The sequence below is a fragment of the Streptomyces sp. CB03238 genome, from assembly GCF_002099185.1.
Lineage (GTDB): Bacteria > Actinomycetota > Actinomycetes > Streptomycetales > Streptomycetaceae > Streptomyces.
Genome location: NZ_NBCN01000036.1, coordinates 1 through 15,794, shown reverse-complemented (window position 1 = coordinate 15,794; position 15,794 = coordinate 1). Strand labels below are relative to the sequence as shown.

General features: G+C 70.6%; 13 protein-coding genes. 7 read left to right on the top strand and 6 right to left on the bottom strand.

Going from position 1 to position 15,794, the window contains the following annotated elements; genetic code table 11:
- Positions 1-43: 43 nt before the first annotated feature.
- Entirely contained in the window at positions 44-1,015 is a 972-nt protein-coding gene (locus BKD26_RS36235) for an acyl-ACP desaturase (RefSeq protein WP_084907101.1), read from the top strand.
- 260 nt (positions 1,016-1,275) lie between these two features.
- A complete protein-coding gene (locus tag BKD26_RS36230) occupies positions 1,276-2,217 on the top strand; it encodes a chitosanase (protein ID WP_084907099.1) in 942 nt (313 codons plus the stop codon).
- On the opposite strand, the gene BKD26_RS36225 is transcribed toward BKD26_RS36230, so the two are convergent.
- From BKD26_RS36225 to BKD26_RS36215, 3 genes are all read right to left on the bottom strand, one after another.
- Complete coding sequence (locus tag BKD26_RS36225; RefSeq protein WP_107418120.1) at positions 2,189-3,541, bottom strand: SDR family oxidoreductase; 1,353 nt, start codon at positions 3,539-3,541, stop codon at positions 2,189-2,191. The two genes, BKD26_RS36230 and BKD26_RS36225, sit on opposite strands and share 29 nt — an antisense overlap.
- Positions 3,542-3,584: 43 nt before the next feature.
- Positions 3,585-3,833 carry a WhiB family transcriptional regulator gene (locus BKD26_RS36220; protein WP_084907154.1) on the bottom strand — a complete coding sequence of 83 codons (249 nt, stop codon included), beginning with the start codon at positions 3,831-3,833 and terminating at the stop codon, positions 3,585-3,587.
- A 144-nt stretch (positions 3,834-3,977) separates the two neighbouring features.
- Positions 3,978-4,775: a VOC family protein gene (locus BKD26_RS36215; RefSeq protein ID WP_084907152.1), complete on the bottom strand. Its 798-nt coding sequence runs from the start codon at positions 4,773-4,775 to the stop codon at positions 3,978-3,980.
- A gap of 196 nt (positions 4,776-4,971) precedes the next feature.
- On the opposite strand from BKD26_RS36215, the gene BKD26_RS36210 reads away from it, so the two are divergent.
- Together BKD26_RS36210 and BKD26_RS36205 are read left to right on the top strand one after the other, a co-directional pair.
- Positions 4,972-5,805: a hypothetical protein gene (locus tag BKD26_RS36210; RefSeq protein WP_084907094.1), complete on the top strand. Its 834-nt coding sequence runs from the start codon at positions 4,972-4,974 to the stop codon at positions 5,803-5,805.
- Between the two features lie 32 nt (positions 5,806-5,837).
- Complete coding sequence (locus BKD26_RS36205; RefSeq protein WP_084907092.1) at positions 5,838-6,479, top strand: TetR/AcrR family transcriptional regulator; 642 nt, start codon at positions 5,838-5,840, stop codon at positions 6,477-6,479.
- Between the two features lie 203 nt (positions 6,480-6,682).
- On the opposite strand, the gene BKD26_RS36200 is transcribed toward BKD26_RS36205, so the two are convergent.
- Positions 6,683-7,534: an alpha/beta hydrolase gene (locus BKD26_RS36200; protein ID WP_241519010.1), complete on the bottom strand. Its 852-nt coding sequence runs from the start codon at positions 7,532-7,534 to the stop codon at positions 6,683-6,685.
- 134 nt (positions 7,535-7,668) lie between these two features.
- On the bottom strand, positions 7,669-8,658 hold the full coding sequence (locus tag BKD26_RS36195) for a multicopper oxidase domain-containing protein (protein ID WP_084907088.1): 990 nt from the start codon (positions 8,656-8,658) through the stop codon (positions 7,669-7,671).
- Positions 8,659-8,854: 196 nt separating this feature from the next.
- Between BKD26_RS36195 and BKD26_RS36190 the strand changes: the two genes are divergently transcribed.
- Together BKD26_RS36190 and BKD26_RS36185 are read left to right on the top strand one after the other, a co-directional pair.
- Entirely contained in the window at positions 8,855-11,350 is a 2,496-nt protein-coding gene (locus tag BKD26_RS36190) for a ThuA domain-containing protein (protein ID WP_084907086.1), read from the top strand.
- 44 nt (positions 11,351-11,394) lie between these two features.
- The gene (locus BKD26_RS36185) at positions 11,395-13,569 is read left to right on the top strand and encodes a family 16 glycoside hydrolase (protein ID WP_084907150.1); all 2,175 of its coding nucleotides are present in this window, start codon (positions 11,395-11,397) and stop codon (positions 13,567-13,569) included.
- 4 nt (positions 13,570-13,573) lie between these two features.
- Here the strand turns inward: BKD26_RS36185 and ligD are convergent, their stop codons facing one another.
- Positions 13,574-14,584, bottom strand: coding sequence for a non-homologous end-joining DNA ligase (gene ligD, locus BKD26_RS36180; protein ID WP_179166834.1), 1,011 nt, complete (start codon positions 14,582-14,584; stop codon positions 13,574-13,576).
- Between the two features lie 74 nt (positions 14,585-14,658).
- Here ligD and BKD26_RS36175 point away from each other — a divergent pair, with 74 nt between their 5' ends.
- The gene (locus BKD26_RS36175; RefSeq protein WP_084907084.1) at positions 14,659-15,747 is read left to right on the top strand and encodes an ATP-dependent DNA ligase; all 1,089 of its coding nucleotides are present in this window, start codon (positions 14,659-14,661) and stop codon (positions 15,745-15,747) included.
- Positions 15,748-15,794: the final 47 nt, after the last annotated feature.

Genomic DNA, 15,794 nt, shown 5'->3' with positions numbered 1-15,794 from the left:
CTACGAAGCCGTAAGTAATTCTCCCGTCCCCAGGAGTACCCGTATGACCCTCACCTCTCCCCACCTCGGCAGTTCGGACGTGTGGACCGACGCCCGGCTGCTGTACGCCTTGGAGGAGGTGGTCGAGAAGGAGCTCAACCGCCATCTGAAGGTCGTCAAGGACTGGATGCCCCACGAGTACGTCCCGTGGTCGGACGCCCGTAATTTCCCGGGCTTCTTCGAGGACGGCGAGGCCTGGGAGCCTGAGCAGTCCAAGGTCACCGACATCGGCAAGATCGCGCTCGTCGTCAACCTGCTGACCGAGGACAACCTCCCCAGCTACCACCACGAGATCGCCACGCTCTTCGGGCGGGACGGCGCGTGGGGCACCTGGGTGCACCGCTGGACCGCCGAGGAGGGCCGGCACGGCATCGTGATGCGCGACTACCTGCTCGCCTCGCGCGCCGTGGACCCGGACAAGCTGGAGCAGTTCCGGATGGCCCACATGAGCGAGGGCTTCGAGTCGGACAACCGCCACTCGATGCTGCACTCGGTCGCGTACGTCGCCTTCCAGGAGCTTGCGACCCGCATCTCGCACCGCAACACCGGCCACCAGTCGGGTGACCCGGTCTGCGACCGGATGCTGGCGCGCATCGCGACCGACGAGAACCTGCACATGGTCTTCTACCGGAATCTGCTGAGCGCGGCCTTCGAGCTCGCCCCGGACCTGACCATGCAGGCGGTCCGGGACGTGGTCGTGAACTTCCGCATGCCGGGGCACGGCATGCCGGGCTTCGAGCGGGCGGCGGCGCAGATGGCGATCGGCGAGATCTACAACCTGCGCATCCACCACGACGACGTCCTGCAGCCGGTGCTGCGCTTCCTGAAGGTCCTGGAAATCGACGGGCTGGGCCCGGAGGGCCTCAAGGCGCAGGAGGAGCTGGGCCTGTACATGGACGGCCTCGACACGGAGGCGAGCAAGTTCGACGAGAAACTCGCCGCCCGCAAGGCCCGCATGGCGGCCCGCGGCCGCTGACCCGCCGGGCGGGTCCCCGTAGCGGCACGGCCCCGCCCCGGACGTCCGGCACCGGCCCGGCGGGTGCGGTTCACCCGCCCGCCGGCCGGCCGCGCGGCCCCGTCCGGCCCCGCCGGTCCCGGAGACCGGGCACCCGGGGTGGCGTCAGCCGTGGGCGGCTGTGGCGGAGGCTCGAGTTCCCTTCGCGCCGGACGCGCTCGGCGCACAGGGCGCTCACAGGGGGCGCGAAGGGGCGTCGTACGCTGTGGCGCGTGAAGCCTGTGACCCGCTTTTTCCTGATCGGTGCTCCGATAGCCGTCGCCGCCGCCATCGTCTTCGGCGGAGGCGACGGTTCCGTACGCCCCGCCGACGCCGCCGATGACAGCCCCGTCCCGCAGGCGCCCACGGCCACGGGGGCACCGAACCCGCTCAAGGCGGGCACGCTGGACGAGCAGAAGGCCCTGGAGGCGCGCATCGCCAAGATGCCGCCCGGCCTGGCCGCGCCCGGCAAGAAGGAGCTCGCCGCCCAGCTGGTGGCCAGCGCCGACAACTCGACGCTCGACTGGCGCGGCGAGTACGACGACATCGAGGACATCGGCGACGGCAACGGTTACACCGCCGGCGTCATCGGCTTCTGCTCCGGCACCAACGACATGCTTCAGCTCGTCGAGTACTACACGAAGCAGCACCCGGACAACCCGCTGGCCGCGTACCTCCCGGCGCTGCGCGAGGTCGACGGCACCGACTCGCACGAGGGTCTCGACCCCGGCTTCACCGACGCCTGGAAGAAGGCTGCGCTGGACCCCGCCTTCCGCGCGGCGCAGGACGAGATGCGGGACCGCATCTACTTCGACCCGGCCGTGCGGCTGGCGAAGATGGACGGCCTGTCCACGCTCGGCCAGTTCATCTACTACGACGCGATGGTGCTGCACGGCCCCGGCGTGGGGCCCGAGGCGTTCTACGGGATCCGCGCGGCGGCGATGAAGAAGGCCGGGACCGCGGCGGAGGGCGGTGACGAGAAGGCGTACCTCAACGCCTTCTTGGACGCGAGCCGCGCCGTGATGAAGGCGCAGAAGACCGAGCGGGAGCGGGACACGTCCCGTATCGACACGGCCCAGCGCGTGTTCCTGCGGGACGGGAACATGGACCTGAAGGTCCCGCTGACGTGGCAGACGTACGGGGAGACCTTCCGTATCACCACGCAGCCCGCTGGTAGTCCTTGAGGAAGACACCGGCGACCGGCGCGCCCGCCTCGCCCCGCACGATCGGGTCGTAGACGCGGGCGGCGCCGTCCACGACGTCCAGCGGGGTACGGGTGCCGACGGCGGCGATCCGTGCCTTGCGGGGCGCCGGGTTCTCGTCGGTGATCCAGCCGGTGTCGACGCTGCACATGTGGACGCCCTGGCCGGCGAGGTGCTCGGCGCTGGTGCGGGTGAGCATGTTGAGCGCGGCTTTCGCCATGTTGGTGTGCGGGTGGCCGGCCGTCTTGTTGCGGACCGCGAACCGCCCTTCCACCGCGCTGACGTTGACGATGTAGCGGCGCGGGTGTGGCGAGGCGAGCAGCAGCGGCAGCAGGCGGTCGCACAGGAGAGCCGGTGCGAGGGCGTTGACGAGCTGGGTCTCCAGCAGCTCGGCGGGGTCGAGCTCGCCGAGCCGGGCGGACCAGGAGTTGTGGGGCGCGGGGTCGGGCAGCAGCCCCGCCTCGTCCGTTTCGGCGTCTTCGCCGTCGAGTACGAGGGCGAGGGCGCCGCCACTGGTGGCCGGAAGGGCCGGGGCGTACCCGGGAGCCGCGATGACCCCGCCCGGCAGCTCGCCCCGCTCCCCCGCGTGGAGCGCGGCGTAGGACTCGGGCGGGCGGCGTATGGTCTGGGCGGCGTTGTTGACGAGTATGTCGAGGGACCGGCCGTCGGCGAGGAGGCGCTCGCACAGGCCGAGGACCTGGCGCGGGTCGCGCAGGTCGATGGCGACGACCGTGAGCCGCTCCAGCCACTGCTCGCTGCCCTCGGCGGCGCGGAAGCGGCGCAGGGTGTCGTGCGGGAAGCGGCTGGTGACGAGGAGTTCGGCGCCGTCGCGGAGCATCATCAGCGCGAGCTGGAACCCGATCTTCACCCGGCCGCCGGTGAGCAGCGCGCGGCGCCCGGTGAGGTCGGTGGACTGGGCGCGGCGGGCGGCGTTGTCGGTGGCGCAGACCGGGCAGAGGCGGTGGTAGAACGCGTCGGCCTGCCGATAGGGCGCTTTGCAGACATAGCAGTGGCGGGGCTTGAGGAACTCCCCGACGGTGCCGCGCCGGGTCGGCAGGGGCGCGTCCTCGCGGCGGTCGAGCGCCCCGGTGGCGGTGGCGGCGGTGAGCACGGCGTCGGCCTCGGACCGCGCCCGCTGCCGGGCCCTGCGGCGCTTGTTGCGGCTCTCGCGGGCGAAGGAGGCGGCGAGTTCCTCGGCCCGCATACGTATGGGGTCGTCCAGCGGCAGGGTCCGTAGCCGCCCCACCGTACGGCCGAATTCGGCCAGCTCGTCGTCCGTCACCGCGCTGTGTCGCTGCTGCTCCATGCGCATGTGATCTTAAGGGCGGGCGGCTCGGCCGGGCATCCGGTTATCCCCGCCGCCTCAGCGCGTACCGTTCCTTCTCGGAGAGGCCGCCCCAGACGCCGAAGCGTTCGTCGTGGGTGAGGGCGTATTCGAGGCAGGCCTCGCGGCCTTCGCAGGCGGCGCAGAGGCGCTTGGCCTCGCGGGTGGAGGAGCCGGGGTCGGGGAAGAAGAAGTCCGGGCCCGTCTGGGCGCACAGGGCGGTTTCCTGCCAGGAGAGTTCGTGGTCGTCGGTCGTGGTGCGGTTGATCGGCATGCCGAACACGCTGCCCCGCTCCGATAAACGGGACGTCAACGATCCATCAACGCCGAACGGGGCGAGGGGCGTGGTTGTTCGCTCCGTAAGCATGGGCCTCCGGGGCGTGGCCGGCAAGGGGTTCGAGCGGGGTGTCCCGGGTCGCTAGGGCTGCGCCGGGGCACTGGTGATGACCGCGAAGCGGGCGCCATAGGGGTCGGTCAGCTTGGCGAGGCGTCCCACGCCGCCCAGTTCGGTGGGGGCGAGCCGGACGGTGCCGCCCAGTTGTTCGGCCTTCGCGGCTGTGGCGTCGGTGTCGGGAACCTCGAAGTAGGGGGTCCAGTACGGGCCTTCCGCCTCCTCCACCGGGTCCGTGCCGAGGGGGACCACGCCGCCGAACGAGGCGTCGTCGCCACCGCCCGCGGGGGTGAGGAGGATGTAGGAGCCGGTGCCGTCGGGCCACGGTACGGAGGACGACTCGATGCCGAGCACCGACCCGTAGAAGGCCATGGCGGCGGCCGGATCGCGGGTGTACAGCTCCGTCCAGCACAGGCTGTTCGGGTCGTTGACCACGTCCAGGCCCTTGTTGGCGCCCGGCTGCCAGACGGCGAAGCCCACGTCCGCCGGGTCGGCGAAGACCGCCATGCGGCCGAGGTCGAAGACGTCCATCGGCTCGAACAGCACGGTCCCGCCACCGTCCCGCACGGCCGCCGCCGTGGCGTCGGCGTCGGGCGTCTGGAAGTAGACCGTCCACCCGGGCGGGGCCTGGTCGGGCGGGACGGTCATGCCGCCCGCGACGGTCCTGCCGTCGAGCTGGAACATTCCGTAGCCGCCGGCCTCGGGACCGGCGGACCGGAAGCGCCAGCCGAACAGGGCGCCGTAGAAGGATTCCGCGCCCTGGAGGTCGGGCGTGCCGAGGTCGACCCAGTTCGGGGAGCCGGTGACGTAACGGGTGGTCAGCATGGGCCTGAGTCTGCTGCCGTCGCCGGACCGCCGCATCAGGAGCGCGCCCGCACGTATGATCGGCCCCATGACGACCAGAAAGGCTCATGCCGCGTAGGGCCCCCGTCCCCCGCCCCTCGGCGAACGCGCCGCCGGTTCTCCCGTACCGAGAAGTGGAGATCCGCGTCCAGCACCGTTCCGAGGAGCGAGAAGCAGCATGAAAGCCATCCGTTCGACCCCGTACGCCCGCCTTCCCCGCGCGTACCGGGAGTCGCATGTCATCGGCACCACCGTCGACGCGTACGGCCGTGCGCACTGGGTGGCCGCCGGGCCCACCCCGTACGAGGGCGTGATCGTCACCGTCGACGCCGGGCGGACCGAGGAGACGCACCTGAGCGCGGTTCTCCCGCGCCACGCGCGCGTGGACGCGCTTCCGGACGGCGGCTTCGTGATCGCCGATACGGGCGGCGGGGTGCGGGTCTTCGACGCGCTGGGGCGGCTCTCGTGGACGTTCGGGGTCGGGTACGGCGTGGAGTACCTGCTGACCGACACGGCGGGCGATCTGTGGGTGGGGTACTTCGACGAGGGCATCTACTCGGGTGATCCGCTCAGCGGGGCGGGGCTTCGGCGGTGGAGCAGTACCGGGGAGCCGCTGTGGGCCTGCAAGGCGCCTCCCGGCGTCGCGGACATCTGGGACATCTGTTCCCTGAATGTCGGGACGAACGGTGTGTGGAGCTCGCCGTATGGCGGAGCCCCGCTCCTGGAGATCCGCGACGACGGCGTACGGGTGCGCACCGGCCCCGTCCGGGGCGCCATGGCCCTTGCCGTCCATGGCGATCTTGCCGTGTTCCTCAGCGGGAACGGTGAGGACGCGGACCTGCTCACCTACTGCCGACTGACACCGGCCACGGCGGAGCCGGTCTCACGGGGACGGTTCCGCCGGGCGGACGGCAGCACCCCCTTCCGGCACCAGCGGATCTGCCGCGGCTCGCGCATGTACGTGCGGCACGAGCCGTCCCCCGACTGGGAGGTGCTCGACATCGCGGGCTGACCGCACGACCGTGCGTTCAGTACGCTGGGCGGATGACGGACGGACGGGACGGACGTGTCGAGCGCGGCAACCAGACCCGGCGGCTGATCCTCGGCCGCACGGTGGACATCGCCTCGGTGGAGGGGCTGGAGGGCCTCTCCCTGGGGCGTATCGCCACGGAGCTGAAGCTCAGCAAGAGCGGCGTCTTCGCGCTGTTCGGCTCCAAGGAGGAGCTGCAGCTGGCGACGGTACGGGCCGCGGTCGCCGTGTACGTGGAGCGGGTGATCGCCCCGGTGCGGGACCTGCCGCCCGGGCCGGGGCGGGTGTGGGCTCTGTGCGAGAACTGGCTCGGGTACTCCGAGCAGCGGGTGTTCGCGGGCGGGTGCTTCTTCTACGGCGTGTCGGCGGAGTTCGACGCCCGTAGCGGGCCGGTGCGCGAGGCGATCGCCAAGGCGCGCCAGGACTGGGTGGCGTATGTGGAGCGGACCCTGGAGGAGGCCCGTACAGCGGGCGGTTTCGACGCCTCCATGGACGTGGGTCAGGTCGCGTTCGAGCTGATCGCGCTGATGGAGGCGGCGAACGCCCAGTCGGTGCTGCACGACGACGACTCGGCGTACGACCGGGCCGCGAAGGGCATCCTGAGCCGGCTCCGGGCCGACGTCACGGACCCGGGCGCACTGCCTCAGCGGCCGTAGGCGTCCAGGGGCGTCCCGGGCGTCGTGGACGTAGGTGGTGTGGGTGCGGGCGCAGGGGCGGAAGCCGAGCCCGCGGCAGAGGATCCGCGGTACGGGGTGGGCGGCGCCGCGCGGGCAGACGACCGCCCGGTCCGCCCCGGCGTCGCGCAGGTCGTCCGCGCCTCGTACCGCGGCATGGCCACCCTCAATGGGCGACCACGCTGTCACGGCAGGGCGTCGGCGGTGACGACGAAGTCCACGGTCCGGGCGACGACTTCCGGGTCGCCGAGGATGCGCCGGTGGCCGAGGCCCCTGGTGACGACGAGGCGGGCGCGCTCGCCGTGGGCGGTGGCGGCGAGCCGGGACTGGGCGACGGGAGACATGTCGTCGTCCTCGTCGTGGAACAGCAGCACGGGCACGGCCAGTCGCTCGGGCTCGTAAGCGACGGTCAGGCGCTCCCATATGCCCGGCTCATCAGGGAAGAGACTGTGCTCGACGTAGCCGCGTAGGTCACGCTTCAGCCGCTCGTGCACGCCGAGCCGCGTACAGAAGGCGTGGACGAGGTGGTCGAATTCGGTGACGCCTCCGATGCCGACGAGCCGGTGCGCCACGACGCCGTCGTGCAGCGCGACGAAGGACGCCAGTACGCCGAAGGAGTGCGCGATGACGGCGTCGAAGTCACCGTGCTCGGCGTGCAACCGCCCAATGATCTCGCGGTAATCGCGGATGTTGCTCGCGCGGCCCTCCGAGTCGCCGTGCCCGGGGGCGTCGAAGGTGACGGGGCTGTAGCCCTTGTCGCAGAGCGCGCTGATGAACGCGCTGAACCGGGAGCTCCGGGACGACCAGCCGTGGACCACGAGCACCGGCCGGACGCCGTCGCCCCACGCGTATGTGACGACTTTGCTGCCGCTCACGCGCAGGGTGCCGAGCCGCGCCCGGTCCAGCAACGGACGCTCGTCCGGACGCACGCGGCTGCGCCCCAGGGGCTGGACGAAGACGGCGAAGGCGGCCCGGCCGGCGAGGCGGGGGGCGATGCGGGAGGTGGTGTTGAGGGCGGTGCGAAGGAGTGGAGCCATGGGATGCATGCCGGGTTCTCCTCGGTCGGCCGGGTGAGGCTGGAATACTAGCACGATCGTTCGTATAGTTTTACGGGGAACGAAAAGCCCGCCCCGGACGCCTCCGGGGCGGGCTGCTCATGGACGCGGGCCGCTCAGTGGGCGTGCGTACGGCCGGTGGCCGTCGCGGGGTGGTGCGGCTCGTAGCCCGGGATCGTGCCGTCCGGCTTGGCCACCAGGAAGAGGCCGGCCATGCCCATGTCCGAGTGGCTCTGCACATGGCAGTGGTACATCCAGGCGCCGGCGCCCACATGCTCGCCCGCGATGATCTGGAAGCCGAAGGAGTCGGCGGGGCCGGTGATCTTGTTGTCGACGACCCGGCTGGGGTCGTCGGGGCCGGTGAGCAGACCGGTGCGGTTGTCCGCCCACCGGTGACCGTGGATATGGAAGGTGTGGTAGTACTCGCCGTGGGTGATCATGATGATCTCCACCCGGTCGCCCACCGTCGCCCGGAAGTCGGGGCTCTGGTGGCCGGGCTTGTTGTTGATCGTCATGTCGTTGAAGACGATGGTGAACTGCTTGTCCGGCAGGATGTCGCCCTGGCGCCGCACGACGACCGGGCCGTACAGCCCCTTGCGGATGCCGCCCGTGCCGTGGTCGGTGCCCACGACGTGGTCGTGGTAGTGCCAGTAACCCGCGCTGCCGGCCCGCCATGTGCCGTCCTTGCGGCGGCCGGGGGCATGGGTGCGCCAGGTGTAGGTACGGGTACCCCCGGGCTCGACATGACTGCGGTTCATCTTCGTGCCGTCGCTCGCGATGTCGCAGTCCACACCGTGGACATGCAGGCTGGCCGGGACGTCCATGGTGTTCTCGAACTCGATGTGGAGCGTGTCCCCTTCGTTCAGTTCGATCAGCGGCCCCGGGATGGTGGCCTTGCCCTTGTCCAGGCCGTAGCCCATCTGACCGTCCGCCAGTTTCTCGGCGTACAGCTTGAGGTGACGCACCTGACCACCGGCAGGGGCGGTCGGCGGCGGCGTCTCGGCCGATACGGCGTCGGGCGCGGAGGCCACGGACAACGATGTCACGCCGGTCGCGGCAACCGCTCCCCCGGCCAGCAGGCGCCGGTTGAAGCTCCGTCTGTCCATGCCGAACTCCCCTGTGCGGTGCGGAGGATGACGGGGCGGAGGGGCCCCCGGGACGGGCACACCGTAGCCGGGTGAACCGGGGTTTATCCACAGCCAGGACAAAGTTCGCGTGATTGGTGTCAAGCTATTGGCGTGTCACGGAAAGAGGTCTAGCTTCATCGTCGTTTGCTGTGACCACAGAGGGGTGGGTGAACACATGCACCGTGCACCACATCACCGGTCAAGATCCCGCCGCCGGGCGGCGGTTGCTCTCGCCGCCGGAGCCATGGCGGCCTCCCTGCTCGTCGGTACGCCGGCCACCGCCGGACCCAATCCCGGCGAGCCCGGTCCGAGCACTTGGACAACGTTGTCGATACAGTCGCCGCCCGGTGGGGCCCAGGTGCGGGTGCTGGTCTTCCACGCCTCGGCCACGGCTGAGTCCCCGACCGTCGACGCCGGTATCGCGGCGGTCGAGTCGATCGGCCAATCGGGCCCGGCGGCCCAGCAGTTCCGCACCGAGGCCACGGACGACGCCTCGGTCTTCACCGACGCCCGCACGCTCGGCCGGTACAACGTGATCGTGTTCCTGACCGGTGGGGGTGATGTGCTCGACCCCGAGCAGGAGGCGGGACTGGAGGCGTACATGGAGGCCGGCGGCGGCTTCCTCGGCATCCACAACGCCGCGCGCACCGAGCCGTATTCGGACTGGTTCACCGGTCTGGTCGGCGCCCGGCCCGCCGCGAACAGCCCCACCGCCGTCCAGCGTGCCACCGTGGAGGTGGGCGACCGGCAGCATCCGGCCACCAAGCAGCTTCCGCTGCACTGGAAGCGCCCCGACCAGTGGCTCAACTGGACGGTCAACCCGTCGGGCACCGTGCACACGGTGGCACGGGTCAAGGAGAACACCTACACGCCGGGCGCGAGCGCCAACGGCTGGGACCATCCGGTCTCCTGGTGCCGTGACTACGACGGTGGCCGGTCCTTCTACACGGGCATGGGCGGTACGGTCGAGTCGTTCGCCGAAACCGACTTCCGCGACCATCTGCGCGGCGCCCTGCTGTGGACCACCCGGCTGTCCCGCGCCGACTGCAAGGCCACCATCGACGCCCACTATGCCGCCGAGCGGGTCACCCAGCCCAACCAGCCGGGGCAGAACGACCAGATCGGTGAGCCACACGGCCTGGTCGCCGCCCCCGACGGCCGCATCCTCTACATCGGGCGCGGCGGCGCGGACTCCTCCCAGCCCGTGGTCACGGACTGGAACGACCCCGGCATCGGCAAGGGCAAGGGCGAGATCCACGTCTACGACCCGAAGACCAGGAAGGTGCGGCTCGCGGGCGCGCTGACGGTCTTCGGGAACAAGGGCGGCGGCGACGAGCTGATCAAGAACGAGGAGGGTCTCCTCGGCATCGAGCTGGACCCGGACTTCCTGTCCAACGGCTGGGTGTACCTGCACTACACACCGCACTCGCGGATCAACCGCGACACGCACATGGCGGAGCGGTACGTCTCCCGTTTCACCCTCGACCTCGCCACCGACAAGCTGGACCTGGCGAGCGAGAAGGTGCTGCTGAAGTGGCCGGTACAGATCCACAGTTGCTGTCACGCGGGCGGCGGCATGGCCTGGGACTCCAAGGAGAACCTGTACATCGCCACCGGTGACAACAACTCCAGCGGCTTCAGCTCGGGGTACTCGGGCAACAACCCGGAGCCGGACTTCAAGGGCGTGTCGTTCGCCGACGCGCGCCGCACCTCGGGCAACACCAACAACCTCAACGGCAAGATCCTCCGCATCCACCCGGAGGACGACGGGACGTACACGATCCCCGAGGGCAACCTCTTCACCGGCGAGGAGCCGGACGAAGGGGGCGGCAAGACGCGCGGCGAGATCTATGTGATGGGCGTGCGCAACCCGGCCCGGATCTTCGTCGACAAGCAGACCGACATCCTCTACGCGGGGTGGGTCGGCCCCGACGCCGGTGCTCCGTCGACCACATGGGGTCCGGCGAAGTACGACACGTTCGCCGCGATCACCAAGGCGGGCAACCACGGCTGGCCGTACTGCATGGGCAACAACCAGCCGTACCGGGACCGCAACCTGCCGGATCCGAGCAAACCGCTCGGCTGGTACGACTGCGCCAGGCCGAAGAACGAGTCGCCGAACAACGACGGCCTGGTGAACCTGCCACCGGTTACGCCGAACACCATCTGGTACGCGCCGCAGGGCGGCGGCCCGGACTTCCCGAGGAACGCGGCCGGTGTGCCCAGCTACAAGACGGAGGAGCAGAAGCTGCTGTTGCCGTGGCTCAAGGGCGGCGGCCAGGCGACCATGAACGGCCCGGTGTACCGGCACGACGCGACGAGCGACAGCACGGTGAAGTGGCCGGCGTACTGGGACGGCAAGTGGTTCGTCGGCGACTTCTACGACGGCGACCAGCCGCGGCACGCCGTACTGATGGACCCGAGGACGGTCGGCAAGGGCGGACTGCCGGTGCACGCCGAGTCCCTGAAGAAGATCATCCCGGTCGGAGCGAACGGCATCCGCAACCTGATGGACTGGAAGTTCGCGCCGGACGGCTCGCTGTACGTCCTGGACTACGGGCGCGGCTTCTTCACCTCCGACGCCAAGTCCGCGCTGTGGCGGGTGACGTACAAGGGTGGCGAGCCGACGCCCGCCGCCGACGCTCTCGCGAGGAAGGCGGCCGCACAGTGAGACGTTCTCCACGGATCTGGACCGCCCTGCTCGGGTCCCTGCTGATGGTTCTGGGGCTGACGTCGACCGCCGCATACGGGCGACCCGACAACGGTCCGGCGGCAGGACCGGCGGCCGCGGCGGAGCAGGTGCTGACCTGGACCGCCGGTGACCCCATCGAGCGCTATCTGACCTTCCCGACCACCGCGGTGGCGGGGCCGACGACGATCGTCTTCGAGAACAGCACGGCCACCGGGAACACCACCGGCATGCCGCACACCCTGACGTTCGACGTCTCGGACCCGGAGTACAACAACGACGTCCAGCTGAACATCCTGGCCAACCCCAACGACGACCAGGGCGGCAAGCACACCGCGCAGGTCACCCTGACGCCCGGGCGGTACCGGTTCTACTGCACCATCCCGGGCCACGGTGCGATGCAGGGCATCCTCACCGTGACGGAGGCCGGCGGCGGCGAGGACACCACGGCGCCGGAGACCTCGGCGAAGGTCGAGGGCGAGCGGAACGCCGACGGCGCGTACATCGGCCACGCCAACGTCACGGTCTCGGCGACCGACACCGGCGGCTCGGGCGTGGACCGGATCGAGTACGCGGTCGGGGCGGACGGCGCCTGGCAGGCGTACACCGCGCCGGTGATGGTCCACGAGGTGGGCACCCACCGGATCCGCTACCGAGCCACCGACAAGGCGGGCAACACCTCCGCCGAGAAGGCGGTCGACTTCACCGTCGTCGCCCCGCCGACGGACGACAGGACCCCGCCGGAGACGTCGGCGACCGTCAGTGGTGAGAAGAACGACCAGGGCCAGTACCTGGACATGGCGACGGTCACCGTCACCGCGTCCGACACCGGCTCGGGCGTCAACACCATCGAGTACGCGATCGGGGCCGACGGTGCCTGGCAGACCTACACCGCCCCGGTGATGGTGCACCAGGCGGGCACCCACACGGTCCGCTACCGGGCCACGGACCGGGCCGGGAACGTGGCGGCGGAGAAGTCGGTGCGGTTCACGGTCGTCGCCCCGCCCGCCGAGGACACGAACCCGCCCGAGACGACGGCCACGGTGACCGGGAGCAAGAACTCCGACGGGGCCTTCATCACCAGCGCCACCGTGACGGTCACGGCGACCGACACCGGCGGCTCCGGCGTCGACAAGGTGGAGTACTCCCTGGACGGCGGGCCGTACCTGGCGTACACGGCACCGGTCGTGGTGGACCGGGTGGGCTACCACACGGTGCTGCACCGGGCCACCGACAAGGCCGGCAACACCTCGGCCGCCAAGCAGGTCGCCTTCAACGTCGCGGAGGGTGGCGGCGTACCGGCGCCCAACTGCCCGGAGTACGACGAGCGGCTCACCGTCATCGTGGGCACGGTCGACAGCGGCGTACCGAACCGGATGACGCGCGGCCGGTGCACCATCAACGAGCTGATCGAGGACGAGAAGGACTGGTCGTCGCACGCGCTGTTCCTCAAGCACGTGGACGCGGTGCTCGACACGCTGCTCGCCGAGGGGGTCATCGACGCCCGCGAGCACCGGACGATCTACCGCGCGGCCAAGGAGTCAGGGATCGGCAAACCGGGCCAGACCACCGGCTACCGCACACTGTTCGACGGCTCGGCGGAGACCTTCGCCAGGTGGCAACACGTGGGCGGCGGGAAGTTCGCGCTCAACGGCGACGGCTCGATGACCAGCAGCACCACGGTCCCGGGCATGGGCATGCTGTGGTTCCCGCAGCGGCAGTACGGAAACTTCTCGCTGAAGCTCCAGTGGCGCGACGACGCCCCGGGCACCGGCAACGCCAACTCCGGTGTCTTCGTCCGTTTCCCGAACGTCCACAACCACCCGGAGGAGCCTCGGCCGGAGTGGGTCGCCATCAAGTTCGGGCACGAGGTCCAGGTGCTGGACCGGCCGGACGGCGACATGTACAAGACGGGCTCGGTCTACGGGTTCGACCGGGTGGGGCTCGGCGGCGCGGGCGTCACCCCGAAGGGCACCTGGAACGACTACGAGATCCGGGTGGAGGGCCAGCACTACTCGGTCTTCCGCAACGGTGTCCTGATCAACGAGTTCGACAACAACGCCGGCCAGGAGTTCTTCCCGCCGCGCGACGGCGACCCGGGCACCGACGGCCGGCGGTACGCCACCGGCTACATAGGACTCCAGGTCCACGGCACGACGGATGTGATCTCGTACCGCGACATCCGGATCAAGGAGCTGTGACCGGCTAGTCGCTCTTCTTGGCGCGGCTCGGCTGTACCCGCTTGGGCTCACCCGGCATCTTGGGGTAGTCCGGCGGGTACGGCAGGTCCGCCAGGCCGTGGTCGCGCTCGTCCTTGGCGGCCATCTCCAGCAGGCTGTCCAGCGAGAAGGCGTGGTCGTCCATGTCCGCGTGGATGTCGCCGTAGTCGGCGTACCGCACGGGCATGGTCGCCAGGTCGAAGTCGCGGGGGTCGACATCGTCCAGTTCGTCCCACCGGAGCGGGGCGGACACCGGGGCGTGCGGCTTGGGGCGGATCGAGTAGGCGGAGGCGATGGTCCGGTCACGGGCCGTCTGGTTGTAGTCGACGAAGATCTTCTCGCCGCGCTCCTCCTTCCACCACGCGGTGGTGACCCGGCCGGGCATGCGCCGTTCCAGCTCTCGGCCCACGGCGATGGCGGCGCGGCGCACACGGGTGAAGTCCCAGCGCGGTTCGATCGGTACGTAGACGTGGATGCCACGCCCGCCAGAGGTCTTCGGCCAGCCGCGCAGTCCGTGCTCGTCGAGCAGGGCGTGCAGCTCGTGCGCGGCGGCCACCGCCTCGGCGAAGCCGGTGCCGGGCTGCGGGTCCAGGTCGATGCGCAGCTCGTCGGGGTGGTCGGTGCGGTCGCCGCGTACCGGCCAGGGGTGGAAGGTGAGCGTGCCGAGGTTGGCGGCCCAGATGACGGCGGCGATCTCGGTGGGGCGGATCTCGTCGGCGAAGCGTCCGCTGGGGAAGGAGATGTGGGCGGTGGGGATCCAGTCGGGGAGGTTCTTGGGCGCGCGCTTCTGGAAGAAGGACTCGCCCTCCACGCCGTCGACGAAGCGCTCCAGGGTGGTCGGGCGGTCGCGCAGGGCACGCGTGATGCCCTCGCGTACGGCGAGGAAGTAGCGCGCCACGTCCAGCTTCGTGAAGCCGCGCTCCGGGAAGTAGACCTTGTCCGGGTTGGACAGGCGTACGGTCCGCCCGCCGGCCTCCAGCTCCACCGCGTTTGCCATAGGCGCCACAGTAGGACGCCCGGATAGAGCTCGCATATCGGGCATATCCAGATGCGGTCGGGCAGAATCGAGCCATGGACCTGCCGGTGATGCCGCCCGTGAAGCCGATGCTGGCCAAGTCCGTGAAGAGGATCCCGCCCGGCATGCAGTACGAGGCCAAATGGGACGGCTTCCGGGCGATCGTCCACCGGGACGGGCCCGAGCTGGTGATCGGCAGCCGCACCGGAAAGCCGCTGACCCGGTACTTCCCCGAGCTGGTCACCGCCCTGCCGCCCCGGCTGCCGGAGCGCTGTGTCGTGGACGGCGAGATCGTGATCGCCCACGAAGGGCGGCTGGACTTCGACAAGCTCACCGAGCGCATCCACCCTGCCGCGTCCCGGGTGAAGATGCTGTCGGAGCGGACCCCGGCGCGGTTCATCGCCTTCGACCTGCTGGCCCTCGGTGACGAGTCGCTCATGGACACGCCTCTCGTCGAGCGCCGGGCGGTGCTGGAGGAGGCCCTGCACGGTGTCGACGCCCCCGTCCACCTGGCGCCGTCCACGACGGACATCGAGGTGGCGCGGGGCTGGTTCGACCAGTACGAGGGCGCAGGGCTCGACGGCGTGATCGCCAAGCCCCTGAACCTGCCCTACCGGCCCGACGCCCGGCTCATGTACAAGATCAAGCACGAGCGGACCGCCGACGTCGTCGTGGCCGGCTACCGCTTCCACAAGAGCGGCCCGGTCGTCGGCTCCCTGCTGCTCGGCCTGTACGACGACCAGGGCACCCTCCAGCACGTCGGCGTCTGCGCGGCGTTCACCGAGAAACGGCGCGCGGAACTGGTCGACGAGCTGGAGCCGCTGCGCATGGACCCGCCCGACGAGCACCCGTGGGCGGCCTGGACGGACGAGGCCGCGCACGAGACCGCCCGGCTGCCCGGGGCGCCGAGCCGCTGGTCCGGCAAGAAGGACCTGTCCTGGGTGGCGCTGCGGCCCGAGCGGGTGTGCGAGGTCGGGTACGACCACATGGAGGGCACCCGGTTCCGGCACACGGCCCAGTTCCGCCGGTGGCGGCCGGACCGTACGCCGGAGAGCTGCGGGTACGGGCAGTTGGAGGAGCCCGTCTCCTACGACCTCGGTGAGGTGCTGTCAGGGGGTGGGAGTGGGGCTGGGGGTGGGGGCTGAGCAGGGGGCAGGGGCGGGATCGGGAGCGGGAGGCGGGGACGGGCAGG

Coding starts and splice junctions, on each gene's coding strand:
- BKD26_RS36235 (WP_084907101.1), top strand. CDS start 44: ATGACCCTCACCTCTCCCCACCTCGGCAGTTCGGACGTGTGGACCGAC.
- BKD26_RS36225 (WP_107418120.1), bottom strand. CDS start 3,541: ATGGAGCAGCAGCGACACAGCGCGGTGACGGACGACGAGCTGGCCGAA.
- BKD26_RS36220 (WP_084907154.1), bottom strand. CDS start 3,833: ATGCCGATCAACCGCACCACGACCGACGACCACGAACTCTCCTGGCAG.
- BKD26_RS36215 (WP_084907152.1), bottom strand. CDS start 4,775: ATGCTGACCACCCGTTACGTCACCGGCTCCCCGAACTGGGTCGACCTC.
- BKD26_RS36210 (WP_084907094.1), top strand. CDS start 4,972: ATGAAAGCCATCCGTTCGACCCCGTACGCCCGCCTTCCCCGCGCGTAC.
- BKD26_RS36205 (WP_084907092.1), top strand. CDS start 5,838: ATGACGGACGGACGGGACGGACGTGTCGAGCGCGGCAACCAGACCCGG.
- BKD26_RS36200 (WP_241519010.1), bottom strand. CDS start 7,534: ATGGCTCCACTCCTTCGCACCGCCCTCAACACCACCTCCCGCATCGCC.
- BKD26_RS36195 (WP_084907088.1), bottom strand. CDS start 8,658: ATGGACAGACGGAGCTTCAACCGGCGCCTGCTGGCCGGGGGAGCGGTT.
- BKD26_RS36190 (WP_084907086.1), top strand. CDS start 8,855: ATGCACCGTGCACCACATCACCGGTCAAGATCCCGCCGCCGGGCGGCG.
- BKD26_RS36185 (WP_084907150.1), top strand. CDS start 11,395: ATGGTTCTGGGGCTGACGTCGACCGCCGCATACGGGCGACCCGACAAC.
- ligD (WP_179166834.1), bottom strand. CDS start 14,584: ATGGCAAACGCGGTGGAGCTGGAGGCCGGCGGGCGGACCGTACGCCTG.
- BKD26_RS36175 (WP_084907084.1), top strand. CDS start 14,659: ATGGACCTGCCGGTGATGCCGCCCGTGAAGCCGATGCTGGCCAAGTCC.